General features: G+C 42.7%; 14 protein-coding genes and 1 riboswitch. Of the genes, 10 read left to right on the forward strand and 4 right to left on the reverse strand.

The window, feature by feature from the left end:
- Window positions 1-290 precede the first annotated feature (290 nt).
- A complete protein-coding gene (locus HUW48_RS23240) occupies window positions 291-2435 on the forward strand; it encodes a T9SS type A sorting domain-containing protein (RefSeq protein WP_182413206.1) in 2145 nt (714 codons plus the stop codon).
- 13 nt (window positions 2436-2448) lie between these two features.
- Here HUW48_RS23240 and HUW48_RS23245 read toward each other — a convergent pair whose 3' ends face one another.
- Window positions 2449-4419 (reverse strand): glycoside hydrolase family 97 protein, encoded by a 1971-nt coding sequence (locus tag HUW48_RS23245; protein WP_182413207.1) that lies wholly within the window; start codon window positions 4417-4419, stop codon window positions 2449-2451.
- Between the two features lie 643 nt (window positions 4420-5062).
- On the opposite strand from HUW48_RS23245, the gene HUW48_RS23250 reads away from it, so the two are divergent.
- Window positions 5063-5422 carry a hypothetical protein gene (locus HUW48_RS23250; RefSeq protein ID WP_182413208.1) on the forward strand — a complete coding sequence of 120 codons (360 nt, stop codon included), beginning with the start codon at window positions 5063-5065 and terminating at the stop codon, window positions 5420-5422.
- A gap of 394 nt (window positions 5423-5816) precedes the next feature.
- Here the strand turns inward: HUW48_RS23250 and HUW48_RS23255 are convergent, their stop codons facing one another.
- Window positions 5817-6254: a hypothetical protein gene (locus tag HUW48_RS23255; protein ID WP_220463961.1), complete on the reverse strand. Its 438-nt coding sequence runs from the start codon at window positions 6252-6254 to the stop codon at window positions 5817-5819.
- Between the two features lie 49 nt (window positions 6255-6303).
- Complete coding sequence (locus HUW48_RS23260) at window positions 6304-7590, reverse strand: sulfite oxidase (protein WP_182413209.1); 1287 nt, start codon at window positions 7588-7590, stop codon at window positions 6304-6306.
- Between the two features lie 371 nt (window positions 7591-7961).
- On the opposite strand from HUW48_RS23260, the gene HUW48_RS23265 reads away from it, so the two are divergent.
- Together HUW48_RS23265 and HUW48_RS23270 are read left to right on the forward strand one after the other, a co-directional pair.
- On the forward strand, window positions 7962-9281 hold the full coding sequence (locus tag HUW48_RS23265; RefSeq protein ID WP_182413210.1) for a M16 family metallopeptidase: 1320 nt from the start codon (window positions 7962-7964) through the stop codon (window positions 9279-9281).
- Window positions 9282-9362: 81 nt separating this feature from the next.
- Window positions 9363-11429: a M16 family metallopeptidase gene (locus HUW48_RS23270; protein ID WP_182413211.1), complete on the forward strand. Its 2067-nt coding sequence runs from the start codon at window positions 9363-9365 to the stop codon at window positions 11427-11429.
- Between the two features lie 126 nt (window positions 11430-11555).
- Here the strand turns inward: HUW48_RS23270 and HUW48_RS23275 are convergent, their stop codons facing one another.
- Window positions 11556-12473 carry a DUF72 domain-containing protein gene (locus tag HUW48_RS23275; RefSeq protein ID WP_182413212.1) on the reverse strand — a complete coding sequence of 306 codons (918 nt, stop codon included), beginning with the start codon at window positions 12471-12473 and terminating at the stop codon, window positions 11556-11558.
- A 313-nt stretch (window positions 12474-12786) separates the two neighbouring features.
- Between HUW48_RS23275 and HUW48_RS23280 the strand changes: the two genes are divergently transcribed.
- The 6 genes from HUW48_RS23280 (at window position 12787) to HUW48_RS23305 (ending at window position 23229) form a co-directional block, all read left to right on the forward strand.
- Window positions 12787-13494 (forward strand): septal ring lytic transglycosylase RlpA family protein, encoded by a 708-nt coding sequence (locus tag HUW48_RS23280; protein WP_182413213.1) that lies wholly within the window; start codon window positions 12787-12789, stop codon window positions 13492-13494.
- A 452-nt stretch (window positions 13495-13946) separates the two neighbouring features.
- Window positions 13947-14843 (forward strand): cation diffusion facilitator family transporter, encoded by an 897-nt coding sequence (locus HUW48_RS23285; RefSeq protein WP_182413214.1) that lies wholly within the window; start codon window positions 13947-13949, stop codon window positions 14841-14843.
- A 497-nt stretch (window positions 14844-15340) separates the two neighbouring features.
- A complete protein-coding gene (locus HUW48_RS23290) occupies window positions 15341-16774 on the forward strand; it encodes a T9SS type A sorting domain-containing protein (RefSeq protein ID WP_182413215.1) in 1434 nt (477 codons plus the stop codon).
- 299 nt (window positions 16775-17073) lie between these two features.
- Window positions 17074-17183, forward strand: a riboswitch (SAM riboswitch).
- 98 nt (window positions 17184-17281) lie between these two features.
- Entirely contained in the window at window positions 17282-20959 is a 3678-nt protein-coding gene (gene metH / locus HUW48_RS23295) for a methionine synthase (protein ID WP_182413216.1), read from the forward strand.
- A 106-nt stretch (window positions 20960-21065) separates the two neighbouring features.
- Window positions 21066-22019, forward strand: a complete 954-nt coding sequence (gene metF / locus HUW48_RS23300; RefSeq protein ID WP_182413217.1) for a methylenetetrahydrofolate reductase [NAD(P)H] — start codon at window positions 21066-21068, stop codon at window positions 22017-22019.
- 481 nt (window positions 22020-22500) lie between these two features.
- Window positions 22501-23229 carry a diacylglycerol/polyprenol kinase family protein gene (locus HUW48_RS23305; protein WP_182413218.1) on the forward strand — a complete coding sequence of 243 codons (729 nt, stop codon included), beginning with the start codon at window positions 22501-22503 and terminating at the stop codon, window positions 23227-23229.
- Window positions 23230-23255 lie beyond the last annotated feature (26 nt).

Genomic DNA, 23255 nt, shown 5'->3' on the forward strand with positions numbered 1-23255 from the left:
TTACCCAGCATCTAATCTCCTCTAATTACTTTTATTACTTTTTAATTCTACTCTTTAAGGGTACTATCTTATATAATCCGCTATTAAATCTTGATTTTCCCGAATCTATTGCGGTGCTGCTTAGTATAATTTACTTATTTTTGACGCTTTATTATTTTTACTGTCAATCTATCGTACGTACAATATTTTAAGGCACAGGTATTTTAACTTTATAAAGCTGGCTTTACTTATGCTCGCCATTAGGGCAGGCATATTAAGTATTTTACTTTAATTTAACCTACTTATTGCTCATGCCGGTCTCTGTTTCCGAAAAATCAAAATCCTTCATAAATATTAATTGGCAAGCTTATTTCTGGATTTACGTGGTCATGGCTTGGCTACTACCGCTGGCTGGTTTCGGCCAGGAAACCTGCTTGCTAACACCGGTTACTTTAGAAGAACGCTCCCGCGAAGCCAGTTTAATTGTAGAAGCCGAAGTAATAGGCCAGCAGGCGTATTGGGATGCGGCGCACCGAAATATATACACCCGCCATACGTTACAACTTTATAAATTAATAAAAGGGAGTGCTCCCGAAACTCTGGCCATTGTTACCGAGGGGGGTAAACTAGGTGATTCGTACCACGTTTTTTCCGGTACTTTACAGTTAAAAACCAATGATCAGGGTATTTTCTTCCTGAACCCGGCTCCATCTAAAGTATTACCAGCTAGCCAAAATCAAGCTTTATACACGGTTTACAGTAGTTCACAAGGTTTTATCCGGTACAATGTACTTACTCAGCAAGCCACGGAGCCTTTTAAAACTTATTCTACTATCATGCAGGAGTTGTACCCGGCTCTGCGGCAAGTAACCCAACCTAATTTTAAAAGTATTCGCCCGAATCCTTCCGTAAAAATGCCTGGTCTCAACCGATCTAGCAATACGCAGGCACCCTCAGGCGCTTTGCGTACCCAGGCTGCACCGGCTATCAGCAGTTTTACCCCGGATACCCTTACGGCTGGTACTGGTAGTTTGCTTACAATTCGGGGATCAAATTTTGGTAGTACCCGCGGTGCTGGTTCGGTGCAGTTCCGGAATGCTGATGATGGTGGCGGCAGCTTTATTGATATTCTGGCGGCCGATTACATCTTCTGGACCGATACGGAAATCCAGGTGCGGGTACCGGGCAAGAATGGAAGCAATAATACTCCGGGTAGCGGCGATATTCAAATTACTAATAATGAAGGACTTACTGTTAACAGCACTCAGCGCCTGGTAATTGAATATTCTATATCGCAGGTAGTGCATGAGGATGCCTTGTTTTCGCCTCGTTTAGTAAATAGCAATGGTTTAGGCGGTTATACTTTTCAGTTTGCTCCTGATTTTGCCCAGAATGAACCTGCTAAAAGCGCCTTTACCCGGGCTTTAAATACCTGGTCGTGCCATACGGGCATTAACTGGAACACCGGAACAGTGGCTTCTCAAACCGTTGCTGCCGATGATGATATTAATTTAGTTTGTTTCGATGAGGATGATGAGCTGCCCCGCGGAGTACTGGCCCGCTGTATTAGTAGGTACTCCGGCTGCGGTGATGAAACGGCTGACCAATGGCGGGTGGCCGAAATGGATGTAGTTTTTAATCAATCAACCCGCTGGAATTACAGTCTTGCTTCGCCGCAATCCTTGCAGGTAGATTTTGAAACAGTTACGCTGCACGAAATGGGCCATGGTCATCAGTTAAACCACGTTATCAAACCTGGCACGGTTATGCACTACGCCGTAAACCGCGGCCAGGAAAACCGCATTCTGGATGCCCGTACCGATATTGCCGGGGGTCAGTTTACAATGGCTCAAAACGTAATTTCTAACCAATGTGGTCCGGGCCGCATGATTCCGCAACCAGTTACTAATTGTTCGCCTGCAACGGAGTCGCTTACCTTTGCTGCCGAAGTAATTTCCGAAACAGAAGTACGTACCACCTGGACTCTCAATAATAATTCGGCTGCTTATTTTGTGGTGGAGCGCAGCAAAGATGCCGCTACCTGGCACGAACTAAGCACCATTAACGTTTCAGGCACTTCTACTCCTTACTCGTACTCCGATCTTAAACCTTTGCCCGGCGTAAGTTATTATCGGTTAAAAGTGGTTAGTGCCAACCAAATATTTGCTTATTCGCCCATTGCCCGTATTAGCCGGGAAGTACAAGCGGGTGTAGCCATTGCTCCCAATCCAGTAGAGGGCAATACCTTGTGGCTCCAATACGTAACCCAGGAAAGTGGTCAGCTACAAATTTACGTGTACGATGTAGTAGGCAGGTTGCACCGAATCTATAACCGAGCCTATCAGGCAAACAGCGATTTAATTGATTTAGATGTTTCAGGCTTGCAGCCAGGGCTTTACGTGCTGGTTTACGCCGATGGCCGCCAAACCCGCCAGGAGAAGTTTCTGAAGTTGTAATTTAAAAATAATTTTACTTTTTTCGTAAACGAACCAAATAACCACCACCCGGTGCCATGTTAATAGGAAGCGAACTAGTATTAGAAACGGTTTGAGTACGTAAAATATAATCAGAAGCGTAACGGTCGGCATTTACTCCATCTTCGCAAATAGTAGCTTCGTAGGTGCCAGCAGGTAAAAAATCCAGATTTACAGTAAATTGCCGGTTGGTCCAGTCGGTCATGCCGCCGATGTACCAATCAGCGCCTTTTTTACGTGCCGTTATTATAAAATCGCCTACTTTGCCTTCCAGTACTCTGGTAGTATCCCAAACCGTAGGAATACTGCCCAGTAGTTCCATAAAAGCAGGCTCCAAGAGCCCTTGCGAAGGATTACCGGAGAAGAATTGCATAGGACTATCGTATACCACAAACATGGCTAACTGATGGCAACGCGTTCCCTGCGACATAACTTTTTCATTTATTGGCCGGAAGGTTTTAGCGGTAGCGTTATCCAGTAAACCGGGTTCATAATCCATCGGGCCGGCCGTCATCCGGATAAAAGGCAATTGCACGTTATGTTCCGGAGTAGGTTTGTGGCTCCAACCATTAAATTCGGAACCTAATACTCCTTCGCGGGTAAGCGCGTGGGGCCAGGTACGGGTAAAACCAGCCGGCTTAAATGCTCCGTGAAACATGAGCATAATTTTATGATTCGCACAAGCGGCAGCAATTTTATGATAGAAATCAACTGCTTTCTGATCGTCGCGGTCAATAAAATCAGTCATAATAAAATCTACCCCCCATTTATTAAATTGGTATAAGGCAGGTTCCAGATGTTTTTCTAACGTTAGAGCAAGCGTCCACATACATATTTTAATGCCTTGGGCGCGGGCATATGCGGTCAGCTCGTTCATGTTCAGGTTCGGATTAATTTTAAACAAATCCTGGTTATCGCTCCAACCCGCATCCATCATAATCCGATCAAAACCAAATCGTTTAGCAAAATCAATATAGTATTTGTAGGTAGCCGTATTTATTCCTGACTTAAATGGTATATTAAATAAATTAATCCCGATTATCCATTCGTCGGTTCCTTTACCCGGTTGAATCCAGGAAACATCTTTTACCCGCGAAGGCGAAGCCAATCGATAAACCAAATCGTTCACGGGTAAATCTTTGTCTTCGGGTGCAATTAATAACACCCGCCACGGGAAAAAACGACTGCCAATTGATTGGGCAATAAAGTTGTGCCGCTTGGTAACAATGGCTTGCGGAAATTCGCCGGCAGTAATTTTTTCTTCTTGCGGGTAAGGCGCGAAATCGGCGGTTAATTTATTTTTACCGGTACCCCGCAGAAACATGCCAGGATATGTCTCTAAATCTGACTCGGTAATGCTGATTTTTGGGCCTTGTTCCGGGGCAACTAAAGTAGGCGTAAAAATCAGGTGTTCGGTAGTAATACTATCCAGGGGTTTAGCCTGATAAAGCTCCTCAAAACTGGTATGGTAGATATCCGCATCGTCTCGTTTCTTTACCGGCGAAAAGTATACTTCTTCCAACTCCGGGAAATTGAATTCGGCCAGTTCACTCTCAATCTGGATACTTTTTTTAAAATGGGTTTGCCACCGCCAGGCTACTCCATCGTTATAAACGCGCACTATTAAGCTAAATGGTTGCTGAAACCGGACGGTGAGTTCGCGGTAAACATCCGGAATAATTTTTCGCTTTTCCGGTACCGGTGGCTCAATGGTTGATTGCTGCGTGCGTACCGAAGTTTTCTTGACAGTTAGCTTATGGGTTCGGGGAGATAAGTTGGCTACATTTAATTTAATAGCCGAAGGCAACAACAGCGCTTTATCTTTATAATAAACAGCATAATACAGCTTATCTTTATTCTCAACGACTACTCGGGTGGCTCCATCCGGCGAAACAACACTTACGGAATCTGCCGCCCAAAGGCGCACCGGCAAAAACAGTAACAATAAACAAAGCGCTACTCTCATGCAGTAATTTTTAAAGATCAATTGCTTAAAGTAGTAAGATAAATTTAAAGCTAAAACCTCCCTTATTAGAAATTATTTACTAAACGTAGCTGATTTTATTCTGACCCTGAATAACTGAATGACAATTACTCTTTTCCGAAAAACTAAAGAGGATTCTTTGCCTTTAAATTGCTATTCTTTTTTACTAAATCGATTGTTCCTGTTTCTCCCCGCTAAGAGATTAATAACTATAATTTCATTTTTGAAAGATAAAATAAGAAACAACTTAGGCTGGTAGCTTCTTTTCATTCGTCGGCTTGATTCACTAATTCAGCGAGTTAAGTAAGCAGTTAACCTAAATTAATCCAGTTAAATATAAAATAAGTTGAATATATATTGACTTTAATAAATATATTCATCTATTTTACACTATATTTATTATTACAAATATTATATAAGTGCTGATAGCAGTATCATGGATAATATAATGTTTAGGATTTAAACCATAAAAATTAAAGATTTAAATAACTCTATTATGACCAGAACAATTACTCTTACCAAAAAGCAATACTTAATTTACTTGTTTTGGTCCTTGTTTTCTAAATAAAGAATTACCCGATTATTCTGTAACAAGCGCTACCAGCAAACACCAACCAACTTACCAATGAAGAAATTTTTTACTACCGCCTTATTGATTGTATCCTTCACGATTGCCCAAGCCTCTGCGTTTACTTTTGTAAAAAAAGATAGAGGGAATGAAGAACGCTTAAAAACTCAGGCAATTGATCAAACCCGCCAGTTAGCGGTTAAAATCGGGTTAAATGAAGCCGATTATATTCGGGTTAAAAACATTACTTTTCAGAAACTAGTAGCTACTCAGGAAGTAGAAGAAATGTACGCGAATAATCCGGAAATAAAGGCCAAAAAATTATTGCTGATTGAAGACCAATTCAATCAGCAATTAGCAGGAGCCATTTCGGCCAAACAGCATAAAATGTATTTGTCTTTAGCTTCGGTGAACTAATACTACTTTGTTTCAGGTATCTTAAAATTCTTACTTTAAAGCTTTTCAAACTTCCGTTTAGCAGTACTAATGCGACTTTGCTAGTAGCTAGTATGCTTTGCTGTTGGTAGGCCTGATTTAATTCTCTCGCACTTGTTCTTCCTTTCTTCGACTTTGTCCATGGAACCATGACAACTTGCCAAGACCAGAACGCTAGCGAGTGCTCCATAACCAACCTGGTGTCAGTTATTTGTGACTATCTAATTTTAACAAGTAACGGAGATTGAATTAGTAAATTATTTTTTCTTATTGCCATTTGATTTGACTTAAATAGCCATAAAAAAATTAAATAATCCGCGAAGAAGCCATAGGAGAGAATGCCTTCTTCGCGGATTATTACTCTTTTCTTTATTGTTTAATTATTTAGTTTATACCATTCCGGCGTTTTAAGCAAAGGCCGGCGACCTTCGTTTTTAGGTGCGTAATTTTTAGCTAAATAGTCTAATATAACCGGTTCGTCTTTACCTAAATCCCACAGACCTTGGGTTTGTTGCATCCACCGGATAGTAGCGAGCCATCCTTCGCGAGTAGCCCGCTTTTCGGTAATCAGCTTGGGCGAATGACACCGAACACAAGTAGTACTTATTATTGCAAAGCCGGGAGCTAAAACTAAACCGGTTTTAGTGTCCAGGCTATCTTTTACTGTTTCCGTACGACTTATAGAACCGTTAAGGGGCATTAATTCTTGCTCCCTGGAATGGCTGGTTGTAACACTAGATAAAGTTATAAGTAAAGCTGCTGCCCAAAATAGAGCTAGTTTCGGTTTAAGCCTTTGATAATTTATTTCTTTCATATTTATTCCTTCTCTTTCCTATCCTGTTTTACTGCCTGCATCTAAATGCTTAAATAATTTGAACAGCAATACGATGGCAGGCATTATTTAAATAGCCACCCGGGTTCCAGGCGGGTACCAACATGGGCTGCATTTTATCTTTACTATCGGTAGCACGAGCCCAAACTTCGTAGTACCCTTTATCCGGAAAATCTATTTGAGCAGTCCAATGTTGCCAACAATTGCGGTTACGCGGTTCTTTTAAACTACATTTTTGCCAGGTAGCCCCAAAATCAATAGAAACATGCATTTCCTTCACTTGCAAATCACCTACCCAAGCATGACCGCGCACTTCTAAAGGTTTTCCGGCAATTACTTGCGCTCCGGTTTTAGGGTAAGTAATTAACGATTTTACCGGCATGGCTTCAATTATCCGGAAATGCTCGTTATCCTCCGGTATTTTAGCGCCGGGCGCAATCGGGTGAATAGGTAAGCGGTAATCATGGCCATTCATTTTAGCGCCGTCGTGTACTTTATTGCGGATAGAAATACGGGTTAACCATTTACCGCTGGTAGAAGCCGGCCAGCCGCCAAATAGTACCCGCAACGGATAGCCGTGCACGACCGGAATATCTTTTCCGTTCATAGCCCAGGCAATTAAAGCTTCGTCTTCTAAGGCTTTACGCATGGGTACTCCCCGCGAAATAGGCACTTCACCGGGCTTACCGCTCAGGTGGGTATCCTTTCCGTAATAACCAATATACACGGCATCGTCTTTTATACCAGCCGCTTCTAAAACATCGCGCAAGCGTACTCCTGTCCACTCGCAGCAACCCACGCCTCCGGTAGTCCATTGATTTCCTCTGCCGGCTGGGCTAAACTCCGAACGACCATTGCCCGCGCATTCGTGCACCAGTTGGTAAGTATAATGCTTGAATTTCTTTTTCAGGTCTTCCAGGGTAAATACAGTTTTCTTTTTCACCGATTCCCCGTCTATGGTTAGAGTCCAGGATTTTACGTCGATATTAGTGGGCTCCAAACCGTTATTCCGAATAAATAATTTATCCGCCGGCGTAATAGCATCGTCGAGTAGGTGCGGCGGCGTTTCAGCATTTAAAGGCTTATCGCTTAATAGTATTAAATCCGGATGTTTGCCAGCGGGTAAGGGCGATTTATCAGGCAAAAATTCCGGAGAGACCTTTCTTTCAGTCGCTAGCGCCTTCTGCTTTCCTAACATTCCCCAACCCAGGGATAATGCCGCTACCTGCGCCGATTTAAAAATAAACTTTCGCCGGTTAAGACTTTGGCTTAGCTTTAACTGCTCTATCTGGCTTTGATTATTTTCTTCAGTATTCATAATTAGAATAAAAATATTATTGCTGTAAAACAAGGAAAATTAACTATTCCCGTTTAGTAAACGGAATTACTTTTCCTTTGGTAGTAAACCGGCAATTTATATAGATCTACCCTATCTTTTTCTAAAATTCACCATCGTTTCTGACTACTAAATCATTATTTTTTTTACGAAGACAAATCTATCCAGGCTTAAATATTTGAAATTACTTGAGTTAATCACTATTTTTAAACTTTACTCACTTTATGCTATGCGTAAATAAATACACTTTTGTGTAAATTTGTTTCCCATCCAATCCCGAAGAACTATCAGCTACAATACTAATTTATTTATCTTCAGCCCACTTTTAAATTTTTAATTATTCCAACGCTTTTATGAAAAGAAAATTTATTACCTGTCTGTTGCTTTGCACAGCTTTTTTGGCGCAGGCGCAAAGCAATAAGATTAACTTTACTGAATATACCTTAGATAATGGTTTGCACGTAATTCTGCAACCCGATAAATCAACCCCTATTGTGGCTGTATCGGTAATGTACCACGTAGGTTCTAAAAACGAACAATCGAACCGTACCGGGTTTGCCCATTTTTTTGAACACTTAATGTTTGAGGGTTCCGAAAATATTAAACGCGGAGAGTATGCCAACTTAGTACAAACCGCAGGAGGATCTTTTAACGCGAATACCACCCAGGACCGCACGTATTACTACGAAGTATTACCTTCTAATCAGTTGGCTCTGGGCTTATGGTTGGAATCGGAGCGGATGCGGAGCGCCAAAATTGACGAGGCTGGCGTGGAAACCCAGCGTAACGTAATTAAAGAAGAAAAAAAAGAACGCATTGATAACCAGCCTTACGGCACCATTCTGGAGAAAACCTTTGCCAATGCGTTTTCGGAACATCCGTATCGTTGGGTTCCTATTGGCTCCGCCCAATACATTGATCAGGCCTCGCTGAGTGAGTTCATTGATTTTTACAAAACTTTTTACGTGCCCAATAATGCTACCCTAAGTATTGCCGGCGATATAGATATTAACCAGGCCAAAGAGTTAATTCAAAAATACTTCTCCCCCATCCCCAAAGGCACAAAAGAAATTCCGCGGTTAACTGTAAAAGAACAACCTAAAACCCAGGAAGTACGCGAGATTGTATTTGATAATGTTCAGTTGCCAGCCGTAGTACAAGCCTACCATATTCCGGAACAAACCAACCCGGATTACTACGCTATTACCATGCTCACCAACTTGCTTACTGGTGGCGAAAGCTCCCGCCTGAATAAAGCATTAGTTGACCAACAGCAAAAAGCCGTGTACGTGGGTGCGTTTCCGATGCAGCTCGAAGACCCAGGTTTATTTCTGGCATTTGCCGTAGCTAACGCTGGGGTAAACATTGATGAAGTAGAAAGAAGCATGGATGCCGAAATAGAACGTGTAAAGAAAGAACAAATTAGCGAAGAGGAGTTTCAGAAGCTGCGTAACCAAATAGAAAACACTTTTGTGCAGAAAAACTTTACGGCCGCCGGCCGGGCGGAGCAATTAGCCAATTACTACCTGTTCTACAAGGATACCAATTTGATTAATACCGAGCTGCAAAACTTTTTAAAAGTAACCAAAGAAGATCTGGCTCGTGTAGCGAACCAATATTTTACCCGCGAGAATCGGGTGGTATTGCACTATTTACCAAAATCAAATAATTAATTTTTAGCAAAAGTATTTGGCTCTTCTTAGCCTTCTTGTTCTTCTGCCAGGAGAGCCTTCTCATTACTCAATTAAATAAAAATGAAACGCATATTTTTCGGTTTACTTCTTTCTGTATTTTTTTCATCGGCGTTACAAGCGCAAAATCAAACCCCGCCTCCTCCCGGTCCGGCTCCCAGCATCCAAATAGGGCAAGCCGAATCGTTTCAACTTAAAAATGGTTTAAAAGTTTTTGTAGTCGAAAATCATAAACTACCGGTCGTTTCTCTATCGCTGGTGTTAGATAATGATCCTATTGTACAAGGCGATAAAAACGGCTACGTAGATATTGCCGGCACTATGCTGCGTACCGGTACCAAAACCCGCAGCAAAGAAAAACTCGATGAAGAAATTGACTACATTGGAGCTAGTTTAGCTCCTTCGGCCAACGGTTTGGCGGCTTCATCTTTAAAGAAACACTTGAATAAATTAATGGAATTGGCCTCGGATGTAGTGCTCAACCCTAACTTTAAACAAGAAGAACTGGATAAAATTAAAAAACAGACCTTATCTGGTTTAGCAGATTCTAAAGCAAACCCTAATATAATCCAAGGTTTGGTGCGTAGCTCTTTGCTGTATGGCAAAGATCATCCGTTTGGTGAGGTTCCTTCCGAGCAATCGATTAATAATATTACTTTAGCCGATGTTCAGGGATATTATAATACTTACTACAAACCCAATGTAGGTTATTTAGCCATTGTGGGCGACATTTCGGTGAAAGAAGCTAAATCTTTGGTAAAGAAATATTTTGGTTCCTGGAAAAAAGGCGAAATTAAACGCAGCACTTTACCTACTCCAACTCCGGCTGCGGGAACGCGCGTGGCCATTGTCGATAGACCAGCAGCCGTGCAAAGCGTTATTTCGGTAGCGAATACAGCTAATTTAAAACCAGGCTCGGAAGATGCAGTTACCAGCCGCGTTCTAAATAATCTATTGGGCGGTAGTTTCTCGCGTTTAACTCAGAACCTGCGCGAAAAACACGGCTATACGTACGGTGCTTATTCCGATTTATCCCCTAGTAAATACATTGGCGAATTTTCGGCGAGTACCAACGTGCGCAATGCCGTAACCGATAGTGCCGTACAGGAGATTTTGTTTGAATTGAACCGTTTGCGTACCGAAAAGGCCAGTGCCGAGGAAGTACAAAAAACCAAGAATATTGTAACCGGTGAATTTGCCCGCTCTCTGGAAGTCCCTAATACGGTAGCTTTATTTGCGATTAATACGGCCCGTTACAATTTGCCTAAAGATTATTACCGCGATTACCTCAAAAAGGTAGCAGCCGTAACTCCCGAAGCCATTCAGCAGGTAGCTCAAAAATATATTACCCCCGACCAGACAGTTATTTTGGTAGTTGGTAACGCCGACCAGATAGAAGACCGCATTAAACGCTTTGACAAAGATGGAACCCTAGAATATTATTCACCTTTGGGCGAAAAGGCCGAGCGTACTACTCTGGCATTGCCCGCTGGAGCTACCGCAGATAAAGTGTTAGATGCCTACGTGCAAGCCTTAGGCGGTCGCGCCAATCTGGATAAAGTAAAAGACATGACTATTAAAAGCACCATTACTTCTACGGGGGCAAATTTAACTTATACACAATACTTTAAAGGTCCGGATAAAATGGTGCAAATTATTAAAGTAGGGGATCTGGAAATTCAGAGAACCATTATTAATGGTAACAAAGGCAAAGTTATAAGTCAGAACAGTACGAAAGTAATGAGCCCGGAAGAAGTACAGGAGCAAAAAATACAATACGGCCTGAACAACTTTTTGCGGTATAATGCTTTAGGTGTAAAGAAAAACTTATCTACTTTGGAGCGAATCAATGGTCGTCGGGCCTATCGCTTAGAATTATCATTACCGAGCGGTCAGCACCTTCTTCAGTATTATGATTTAGAAACTGGTTTAAAGATGCGCGAAATTGTGGTTACCGCTACCGATTTAGGCAACGCCACCCAGGTAACCGAAGTAACCGATTACCGCGATGTAAATGGCATAAAATTCCCGTACTTAACCCAATTGCACGCCGGCAACCAACTTATCAGTACCACGGTGCAAAGCGTAGAAGTTAACAAGAACCTGAAAGACGATTTATTTAAACTGTAGTTTTTTAGTTTTCTTGAAGAACAAAAAAAGGAGTCGATGTAAAATTGACTCCTTTTTTTGTTTATCTAATGCAGCAGATTTAATACCAACCAATACTCACACTTTTAAAATCTGATTGCTTTTTATTCAGTCAAAAAGAGAGCCCTGTACTGGTTGCGGAATGGGTTTAGCGCCTTCGGCTGGTACGCCGCTCGCCGCAGCCAATTTCTCCAACATATACCGGATTAATTTAGGCGAATGAATAATTTCTTCGTAGTGCACAAAAAAGTACAGAGTTTGCAAGCCTTGTTCCATCCAGGTAGTTAATTGTTCTATCCAGGTATCGGCGCGGGCATAATCAGTAGCAGTATGCAAATACCCATTAAAACGAATAAAAGCCGTAGCGGTAGTCAGGCGTTGGTGCAGCACATTGCGGCGCCCAGCCACATCCGTAATAACTGTACTTACTTCGCAAGCTTCTAATAAAGCGCCTAATTCCGCAAACGCCACCTGGTCGGTAAACCACGCCGGATGGCGTAACTCCACCGCCAATGGAACTTCCCGCGGCAAACCAGTTAAAAACTTATCTAATACCTCAAATTGATTTGGTCCAAAATTAGGTGGCAGTTGCAAAAACGATACTCCCAGATTTTCTTTAAAGTTCAGTAAAGCGGTACAAAAAGCTTCTGTGGCACTTTCTACGCCTTGTAGTTCCTGCTCGTGGCTAATTTGTTTGGGCCATTTGGGACAAAACTTAAACTCCGGGGTAACAGCATTGCACCACTTAGCTACGGTAGCTTCGTCGGGTATACGGTAATGAGTAGTGTTTAATTCAATCGTATTAAATTGTTGGCTGTAGTAAGGCAGAAAATCTTTGGCCGATAATCCGGCCGGATAGTAGGTTCCCAACCAAGATTTATTCGCCCAGGTAGGACAGCCTAAATAAATTTTCGGTTTTAGGTAAGTAGCATGGGTTAGTTGCGCCAATAAGGTTGGAGTAGCCGGAGAAGCAGGTGGTAATTCGAAATTTACTATTTCAGGGTGCGATACTTTACCAAAATCCATAGATTTATAACTGAAAGCGGCCGATAAAATCTGGCGTTATCACCAGACAAATTCTTCATTTATAAAATAAATTTACTTTTTTTACAAGAATACTAATAGTACGTTTAAGATTACTTCTTAGGCGCTATTTACCTTAAAAAAGCTTCTAAATAGCTCTTATCTAATAAAAATACTGGATTTAAACCCGTACAATGCGCTATCTAAAAAGTGCCGTATCTACCACGTCCCTTTTCACAAAGCCACGCAAAAGGGCTATAATGTAGTTTTTATAAAATTTTATTCTATCTTTGTTTTTACACCAATTAATGAAGACATGATGTTAAACAAACTACCTTATGTATTCAGCCTTCTTATTATCGTTTTTTGTGGCCTGACGAGCGAGGGATTTGCTCAAAAAAAAGGTTCATCCGTTACGGGTTCTGCCACCTGGTACGGCTCTCAACATCAAGGCAGAAAAACCAGCAGCGGGGAAAGATTTAATAAAAATGAAATGACCGCCGCCCATAATACTCTCCCCTTCGGCACCAAAGTAAAAGTTACCAATATAGCCAACAATGAAAGCGTTGTGGTGCGTATAAACGATCGGGGTGGTTTCTGGAGAAGAGGCCATATCATTGATTTATCAGAAGCTGCTGCCCGCCGGATAAATGTAACGGGTACCAGTAAGGTAAGAGTTCAGGTATTAAATAATGAAGAGGCTACTGATTTAATGGCCTTAGATGATACTGAAGAAAAAGAATTACTTACTCCCATTGCAAGTCCTCTTCTTACAAATTATTACTTTGTTATACAAACCGGTTCTTTTGCCGATCCGGATAAGGCTAAGTTGCACTCCAATAAAATCAAAAACTTTACTCAACAGCTACCCACTATCATGAACGAAGATACCGTAAATGGTAAAAAAGTACACCGGGTAGTAACAGGAAAATTTACCAATCGCTCGGAAGCCGAAGAAGTGAAAGCGCAATTAGAAAAGAACGGTATCTCGGGCATGGTTAAACAAATAAGCGCCGGCTCTTAGTTTACATCCGCCAATAAAAGGCATTTCCCTTATTTAATATTTTATTTCTGGTTAAGTTCCGTGCGGCTATTCAATCTTACTAAATTTCTATTTACCTGATCTTTGAACGGATCAGGTAATTTGCTTATGTAAAGGCGGGTATTCGTCAGCGAGCTGGGACAATTAAATAACACTACCATCCGGATTTACTAAAAGAATCAAGGATGAATACTTGCGTCATATTTTTGGAAAGTACAATACGATATCCGAGAATGTAATTTCTGCTATTTCTGGCAATTGTGAATTACTAATTCAGGTAGTTTTTTCCTGAGTAATGCGCCGCCTTATCTATCTTACGGAGCAAGGTTTTTATAAGCTTATCAAATACTCTCTCTTCTTCCCGGTTGAAAATAAAAAAGCTTACCTTTGCACTCCTTTGTAACCAAATTTGCCTTGCTCCGGAATAAACACCCATGACCCAACCGCGTACCACTTCTGCTCATCCCGTCGAAAAAGGTTTACGATCTACCTTGTTGGGTATTATAGCTAATCTGGGCATGGTAGCTATAAAAGCCTTAGCAGGTTATTTTGGGAATTCGTACGCGCTTATTGCCGATGCCATTGAATCGGCTTCAGATGTGTTTACTTCATTTATTGTTTGGATTGGTTTGCAAGCGGCTTCTAAAAAACCAGATTCTAACCATCCGTACGGCCACGGTAAAGCCGAACCCTTAACAGCTATTGTAGTAGCTTTATCTTTAATTGCAGCGGCTATTTTTATTGCCATCCAAAGCGTGGAACATATTCTTACGCCCCACGTTACGCCGGAACCCTTTACCTTAATTATTTTAGTAATTATTGTTTTAGTAAAGGAAGGCATGTACCGTTATACCAACCGGGTAGGCTCCGAAATAGAAAGTGCGGCGGTAAAAGCGGATGCCTGGCACCACCGCTCCGATGCTATTACTTCTTTAACGGCTGCTATTGGTATTGCTATTGCTTTAATCGGGGGGCCAGGCTACGAAAGCGCCGATGATTGGGCGGCTCTTATTGCCTCAGCGATAATTGTTATAAATGCGTATCGCATTTTTATGCCGGCTTTTACCGAAATCATGGATGCGGCACCTCCTTCTGAGTTTGCGAACGAAGTGCGCCTTATTGCGGCTAAAGTTCCTCAAGTACAAGGCTTAGATAAATGTTTAGTTCGTAAAATGGGCTTCGAGTATTTCGTGGATTTACATATTATTGTAGATGGCGATTTATCGGTACGTGAAGGACACGATATTGCCCACGCGGTAAAAGCCGAAGTTATGCGCCAGAAACCTTCGGTGTACGATGTACTCATTCACGTAGAACCTACCCAGCCCTAAATATTTTTTTCAAACCTACCTTATTTCTAGTACTTTATCCGTTAGCTATTTAGCTACTTGGATTCCTCTAATTCTTACCTCATAGCCCAGGCATAGCTTATTTTCAACCTAAGCTTTTTATATTAAACGGAAGAAATAAATTCCTTGCTTTAAGGTTACTCTACGTTGGCTAACCTGGTGGCAAATAGTAAATAGTGTTTCGATCTTGAATTACAATAAGCACTAATAATTGCTTTTACTAAACTTACCTAACAGGAATAAAAAAGATAACCAGAAAGCATTTTACTTCTTTGTAAATCAACAAGATAAAGTACATTAAGTAAAATCATTACAGACTTTTTTCTTCCTTGGTGCAGTGATTACACTTTTAATTTAGTATTAACCAGAATTATTTTTATTACTGTTTTCTAGTAAAGGTCTTGGTGTTGACTAAGAGGGAAGCAGTTTTATTTTATTAATAGTAACAAGGCACTACTATCTCTAAATTTTACTAAATTATGGCTGCTACTTTCCGCTTTTTATCAGGTTGTTTGCTGTTATTTTTCCTGGTGGTTCTACCCGCCAAGGCTACGCATTTATTGGGTGGTCAGCTTACCTATCAAGCCGATACTACGGCTGGAGCTAACCCGCTCCGCTATTTCTTTAAGTTGGTAACTTTTACTGACAGGAATAGTCAGGCAAACGAACCGGCGGCTACCTTGTATTTAGGCGATGGAATTAAAATTACTTCCGCCCGAACAAGTAAAATCGCGATCTCTAATTCCTGTGGTTCTATTTATCAAAATTTGTATTTCTTTGAATATACTTTTTCCGGACCAGGCACCTTTACAGCAGTTTACTATTCCCCTAGCCGTACCAATAATATAGTTAATCTTACTAATTCTGATCAGCAAGCTTTAACCATTAAAGCGCAGTTCTCAATCGATCCGTTTGATGTTACAAACCATTCACAGCTTTTTATCATGGGTATGATTCCGTGCGCGGTGCAAAATCAAACGTTCCGGCACAGTTTGGCTACCTTTGATTTAGATGGTGATAGCTTAGTATACGAACTTATAACTCCTTTAAGTGGCGCTTTAAACGACAATGGCATTGGCCTAATACAAAATGTAAAAGGCTACACCTTACCACCGCAAGTAAGTATTAACGCAAAAACCGGCGAATTTATCTGGGACAAACCGGAGCAATTAGGAAGATACAGTTTTGCGGTGCGTGTAAACGAATACCGGAACAAACTCCTGGTGGGCACCATTATGCGCGATTTTATTATTAACGTTACTCCCGCCCCGGATAATTTCACTCATTCCTTCTCCATCGAAAACCGTTCGGAATTATCTATTACCGATGAAAACCAGATCTTTCTTACTGCTGGGCAGCCTATTAAAATAAAAGTAAAATACAAAACTACCGGCCAGGCAAAAAACCTGTATGCTTACTCCGAGTTATTTTTTGATTCTGCCTCTATACCAATGGACACCATTGCTACGGAAGATGGTATTTTAGCTGAAATAACCTTAAACCCCGAAGAATCGTGGGGACGAAGCCAGCCGTATATATTAGTTTTACGCGGTATTTCCGAAGTAAATGGCATTTTAATCCAGCAAGATTTTACCCTTACTCTGGTAGCTACACCCCCATTAGTAAGCGGCGGCCTTGGGGAAGGCCCTGGCATCTCTGACCCAGGCACAGGTGAGTTGTTTACGGCTTATCCTAATCCGGCCCGGGACTTTGTTTGGGTAAAGAATAAACTCGAGGTACCCCGGGTGCAGTACCGGCTGTATAATGCCCTGCAACAGGTTATCCTGCAAACCAAATTAAACGCCGGCAATACCCGCATTAAACTACCGCCCGTTACCACCGGAATTTATTTTTACCGGATTTTAGCTGACAATGGTAAGGTACTGCAAAGCGGCAAGTTACTTATTGAGTAAATTATTATGCCAGCTTCCTGAAAATAAGCCTCGAATTACGATAGCCTCTTTTATTGATTCGGGGCTTATTTCCTCTATTTTACAAACAGATTGAATAGCATTCCGGGTTTGTCCAATCTCATCTAAGTTTAACCTTTTACCTGGTAGCATAATTAAAAAAATCAAAAGTCTGATGCGGTTGTTAATTTGTTAATATTAGCCTGATATTTAAATTTTTCACAAGAATATACCTTAAGCTCCTATTATTTATAAATACATCTGGTATTTGCACAATAAAAATCAGCGTGTTATCTTTGCCAAACTTATCAAGAAAGACGGAGGGACTTGGCCCGTTGATGTCTTAGCAACCCTGGCTGGCAGGGTGCTACTTCCAGCCCCGAACGGTGCACACCGTGGGGGAAGATGAGGGTAGAAAAGGCTTTCCGCCTGAAAAACTCAGCTCAAAACTCTTGATAAGCAAAAAATTACGCCCTCCAGAAGGGTTAATCTTTTTTTGCTTATAACACGATGACACGCATAGAAGAAGAAGTTAAAAAACGCATCCTGGTGCTGGATGGCGCTATGGGTACGCAAATTCAAGGCTACCAACTCACCGAAGAAGATTACCGCGGCGAACGTTTCCGGGATTTCCCGCACGACCTGAAAGGCAATAACGATTTACTATCCATTACCCGGCCCGATATCATCCGGGAGATACACGCTAATTACTTTGCCGCCGGCGCCGATATTGCCGAAACCAATACCTTTAGTTCTACTACCGTGGGTATGGCCGATTACCACATGGAAGACCTAGTGTACGAACTCAATTACGAGTCGGCTAGAATTGCCCGGGAAGTAGCCGATGAATATACCGCGCAAAATCCGGACAAGCCGCGCTTTGTGGCTGGTTCTATTGGCCCGACCAACCGCACGGCCAGCATGTCGCCGGACGTAAATAACCCGGCTTTCAGGGCTATTACTTACGACGAATTAGTAGAAGCCTACACTGGCCAGATAGAAGGCTTGGTAGACGGGGGTGTTGATGCTTTGTTAGTAGAAACTATTTTTGATACACTCAACGCGAAAGCGGCGCTGTTTGCCATTGACCAATACTCGCAACGTACCGGTAAACGCATTCCGATTATGGTATCGGGTACGATTACCGATGCCAGCGGCCGGACTTTATCAGGTCAAACGGTAGAAGCATTTTTATTCTCCATCTCGCATTTACCTTTATTGAGTGTAGGCTTAAACTGCGCTTTAGGGGCCAAACAATTACGGTCGCACTTACAAACCTTGGCTAAAGAAGCTAAATTTTACGTGAGTGCGCACCCAAATGCTGGTTTACCAAATGCTTTTGGCGAGTACGACGAAACGCCGGAGCAAATGGCCGCGCATATTCATGACTTTCTGGAAAATAATTTTGTAAATATCATTGGTGGTTGTTGTGGCACCTCGCCGGCACACATTAAAGCTATTGCTCAGGAAGCCGCTAAATACCCACCCCGCGCCATTCCGCAATTGCCGCCCTTGCCTAAACTCAGCGGTCTGGAACCACTCACTATTTTTGAAGGCTCTACCTTTGTAAATATTGGCGAACGCACCAACGTAACTGGTTCCAAGAAATTTGCCCGTTTAATTCTGAACGAGCAATACGAAGAAGCTTTGGCCATTGCCCGCGAACAAGTTGAAAATGGCGCTCAGATTATTGACGTGAACATGGACGAAGGCATGCTCGATTCGGAGAAAGCCATGGTTCATTTTTTAAATTTAATTGCCTCCGAGCCCGATATTTCCCGCGTCCCCATCATGATTGACTCCTCCAAATGGAGTGTAATTGAAGCGGGTTTAAAATGCGTGCAAGGTAAAGGCATTGTTAACTCCATCAGCTTAAAAGAAGGCGAAGAAAAATTTAAAGAAGTTGCCCGCAAAGTTTTGAGTTACGGCGCCGCCGTGGTGGTAATGGCTTTCGACGAACAAGGTCAGGCTGACAATTACGAACGCCGCATCGAAATTTGCCAGCGCGCTTACAACATACTCACCCAAGACGTGGGCTTCCCGGCCGAAGACATCATCTTCGACCCCAATATACTCACCGTGGCTACGGGCATGGAGGAGCACAACAATTACGCCATCGACTTTATTAATGCTACCCGTTGGATAAAAGAAAATTTACCGGGCGTACGAGTAAGCGGTGGAGTAAGTAACGTTTCCTTCTCCTTCCGGGGTAATGATCTGGTGCGCGAAGCGATTCACACGGTATTTTTATACCACGCTATTAAAGCGGGCTTGGACATGGGCATTGTGAACGCCGGCCAGATTGAAGTGTATGAAGAAATTCCGAAAGACCTGCTTCAGTTAGTAGAAGATGTATTGTTTAATCGCCGGCCCGATGCCACTGAGCGTTTAATTGAACACGCCGAAAAAGTAAAAAACAAAGGCAAAGAAATTGTAAAGGACGAAGCCTGGCGCAACGCTCCTGTGCAGGAACGTTTAACGCACTCGCTGGTAAAAGGTATTACCGATTACATTGATATTGATATTGAAGAAGCGCGTCAACAATACGCTCGTCCTTTGGAAGTAATCGAAGGCCCGTTAATGGCAGGTATGAACGTGGTTGGGGATTTATTTGGGGCAGGTAAAATGTTTTTGCCACAGGTAGTAAAAAGTGCCCGTGTAATGAAAAAAGCAGTGGCCTACCTCCTGCCCTACATTGAAGCCGCCAAACAACCCGGCGACGAAAGTAAGAATGCCGGTAAAGTATTACTGGCTACGGTAAAAGGCGACGTACACGACATCGGAAAGAACATTGTAGGTGTGGTGTTGGCTTGTAATAACTACGAAATCGTGGATTTAGGCGTCATGGTATCCTGCGATAAAATTTTGCAGACGGCTATCGATATTAACGCGGACATTATTGGTTTAAGCGGTTTAATTACGCCTTCGTTGGACGAAATGGTGTTCGTAGCCAAAGAAATGGAACGACTGAATTTTAAAACACCGCTCATTATTGGCGGCGCTACCACTTCGCGGGCGCACACGGCCGTTAAAATTGATCAGAATTACAGTGGACCGGTAGTACACGTACTGGACGCATCGCGCACGGTACCCGTAGTAGGGAACCTGTTGCAACCCGAACAAAAAGAAGCCTACGCTAAAAATGTAAAGGCTGAATACGAAGTACTGCGCGACAGCTACCTGAACCGCAAGAAAGACAAGCAGTTTGTGACGTTGTCCGAAGCCCGCGCTAACAAGTTTCCGATTGAATGGCGCGCCGAAGACGTGTACACGCCTAAAGTACTGGGCACTCAGGTTTTTACCGATTATCCGCTCAACGAAATTGTAAATTACATCGACTGGACGCCGTTTTTCCAGGCATGGGAACTGCACGGAAAATATCCTAAAATTCTCTCGGACGAAGTAGTAGGAGCTGAAGCCGTGCGGGTTTTCGAAGATGCGCAGGTACTGCTTAAAAAAGTAGTAAAAGAAAAATTATTGCAAGCCAATGCTGTAGTTGGCATTTACCCGGCAAATTCCGTTAACGACGACGATATTGAAGTGTATACCGATGAAAGCCGGGAACTAAGCCAGGTAACTTTCCGGACTTTACGGCAGCAAGGCAAGAAGGGCGGCAGCGTAGCCAATTTAGCGCTTGCTGATTTTATTGCTCCGAAAGAAAGCGGATTAAACGATTACATAGGTGGCTTTGCGGTAACAACTGGACTCGGTATCGACAAATTGATTGCCCAATACGAAGCCGACCACGATGACTACAATAGCATCATGATTAAAGCCTTGGCCGACCGTTTGGCCGAAGCGTTCGCCGAGTTAATGCACGAAAAAGTACGGAAAGAATTGTGGGGTTACGCCCCGCAGGAACAATTGACCAACGATGAGTTAATTGCTGAAGAATATCAGGGTATTCGTCCGGCACCCGGTTACCCGGCCTGCCCCGAGCACAGCGAAAAGCTTACCTTATTTGAACTGCTGCAAGCCGAAAAACATACCGGCATTACCTTAACCGAAAGCATGGCCATGTACCCAACTGCGGCAGTATCTGGCATGTATTTTTCGCACCCGAAAGCGCGTTATTTTGGCTTAGGTAAAATAGATAAAGACCAGGCCGAAGATTACGCCAAGCGCAAAAACATGACTTTAAGTGAAGCCGAACGCTGGCTGGCGCCTAACTTGGGGTACGATAATTAAATAAATTAAAAATTGGGAATTAGAAATTAGAATTGCTGGAAGATTGTTACTATAACAACAATTTAGGCCATTCTTAATTTCTAATGCCCGATTCCTAATTCCCGACATGAAAGTAACCGAACATATAGCAAACGCGAAAAAAACGCTTTTTTCTTTTGAGATTTTACCGCCGGTAAAAGGTACCAGCATTCAGTCTATTTACAACGGCATCGATCCGCTCATGGAGTTTAAGCCGCCGTTTATTAACGTTACCTATCACCGCGAAGAATACGTGTTTAAAGAACGGGAAAATGGCTTGCTCGAAAAGATTAGTATTCGCAAACGGCCGGGTACCGTTGGTATTTGCTCCGCTATTATGCACAAATACAATGTAGATGCCGTGCCGCATATTATTTGCGGGGGTTTCAGCAAAGAAGAAACTGAAAACGCTTTAATGGACCTTAACTTTCTGGGCATTGATAACGTGCTGGTATTACGCGGTGATTCCATTAAAACCGAAACCCAGTTCCGGCCGCACCCCGATGGCCATGCGTACGCCTCTGAACTACTAAAACAAGTATGTAACCTAAACCAAGGCCTTTACCTCGACGAAGATATTGCGAACCCGGTTCCTACAAATTTTTGCGCCGGAGTAGCCGGTTACCCCGAAAAGCACAGCGAAGCCCCCAATCTGGAAATCGACTTAAAATTTTTAAAAATGAAAGTAGACATGGGCGCCCAGTACATCATCACACAAATGTTTTTCGATAATCAAAAGTATGTCAACTTTGTAAAAGCTTGTCGCGAGAACGGCATCAACGTACCTATCATTCCGGGCATCAAACCACTTACCGTGAAGAACCAGTTGCGCATGTTGCCTAATTTGTTTCACATCGATATTCCTAATGATTTGGTGCAGGCCATTGATAAAGCGCAAACGCCACAAGCTGTTCGCCAGGTAGGTATTGAGTGGGCTACGCAGCAATGCAAAGAATTGGTACAGTTTGGGGTTCCGTGCCTGCACTTCTATACCATGAGTAAATCGGAAGCTACCGCGGCCATCGCTAAAGAAATTTTTTAAAAATTTATTTCTTGCAGGCTTAAGAACACAGTTGTTTGGTGAAGACACCAACCAAGGCGCTAAAATTTATCTCTACGTAACTCTACAAAAGGCAGGTATCCACCAGAATACCTGCCTTTTCTGCTTAAAGACAAATCCTATTACTTCCAATTTGGCAGCAGCAGAAGCTAAAAGCAAAGACACCAGTTTGGCTGTTGAGCGCCTTGTAGACTTCCGGTGCCGAGGAACGAGGCATTCCGCAGCGGAGCGAGGAAAGGAGGGATACACCGCGCGAAAGAGCCAAACGAGGCCCGCCGGCCAGGAGGCAAAACTTGAAGCTCGCCAGTTAGATATCACCAATGCATGGAGGCGGGCACCGGCTCTAAGTAAAGCTTGAAAAGACTCCAAAGAAAAACATGTCCTCCTTTCGTCTAAACAATCTATTACAACTTCTACCCTCCATAATAAGTACTCGATAAAACGCACTTACCCGAGCTGTATTATGCTGCAAAACTTTATTAACCGCGCCATTCCAACTTCGGAATTAATCTGGCAATTGGGGCCATTTATCTTTGGCTACGTATTGGTGGTATCTATATTGGTTTCTTATTTAAAAAAACAGCACCAGGTCCGCACGGCTTATACGCGTAAAATATTTCATTTTTTAATTTTTTCTACTGCCAGCATTTTTCAGGTAAAGTACGGCTTACCCGCCGTTATTTTGTTCGGCAGTATTGTAAGTTTATTTGTGTTGTTCGCGGTTGTTAAAGGCGATAACTTTTCGTTTTACGAGGTAATGGCCCGCGAATCGGATCGACCGCATCGCACATTGTTTATTTTAATCCCTTTGGTAACAACGGCATTAGGCGGCGTTTTATCTAACCTCTTTTTTTTAAAATTTGCTTTTATCGGGTACTTAGTGGGTGGTTGGGGCGATGCCGTAGGAGAACCGGTGGGTTCGCGCTGGGGCAAACACCGCTACCAGGTACCTTCGCTGCTGGGCGTAAAAGCCACCCGCAGTTTAGAAGGTTCAGCGGCGGTGGCAGTTGTGAGCATTGTAGTATCGTTTATGGGGCTTTACTTTATTGGCTACTCTTTGCCGGATTGTTTAAAAACCGCCGTAGTTTGTGGATTAGGCGGAGCCGCCATTGAATCTGTAAGCAACCACGGGCTCGATAATTTAACGATGCAATTTACAGCGGCTGGCCTGGCTTATTGGCTGTTGGTCTGAACCAGCCTCAAAAATTCACCTCCGAA

The organism is Adhaeribacter radiodurans (assembly GCF_014075995.1).
In the GTDB taxonomy this organism is placed as follows: Bacteria; Bacteroidota; Bacteroidia; order Cytophagales; family Hymenobacteraceae; genus Adhaeribacter; species Adhaeribacter radiodurans.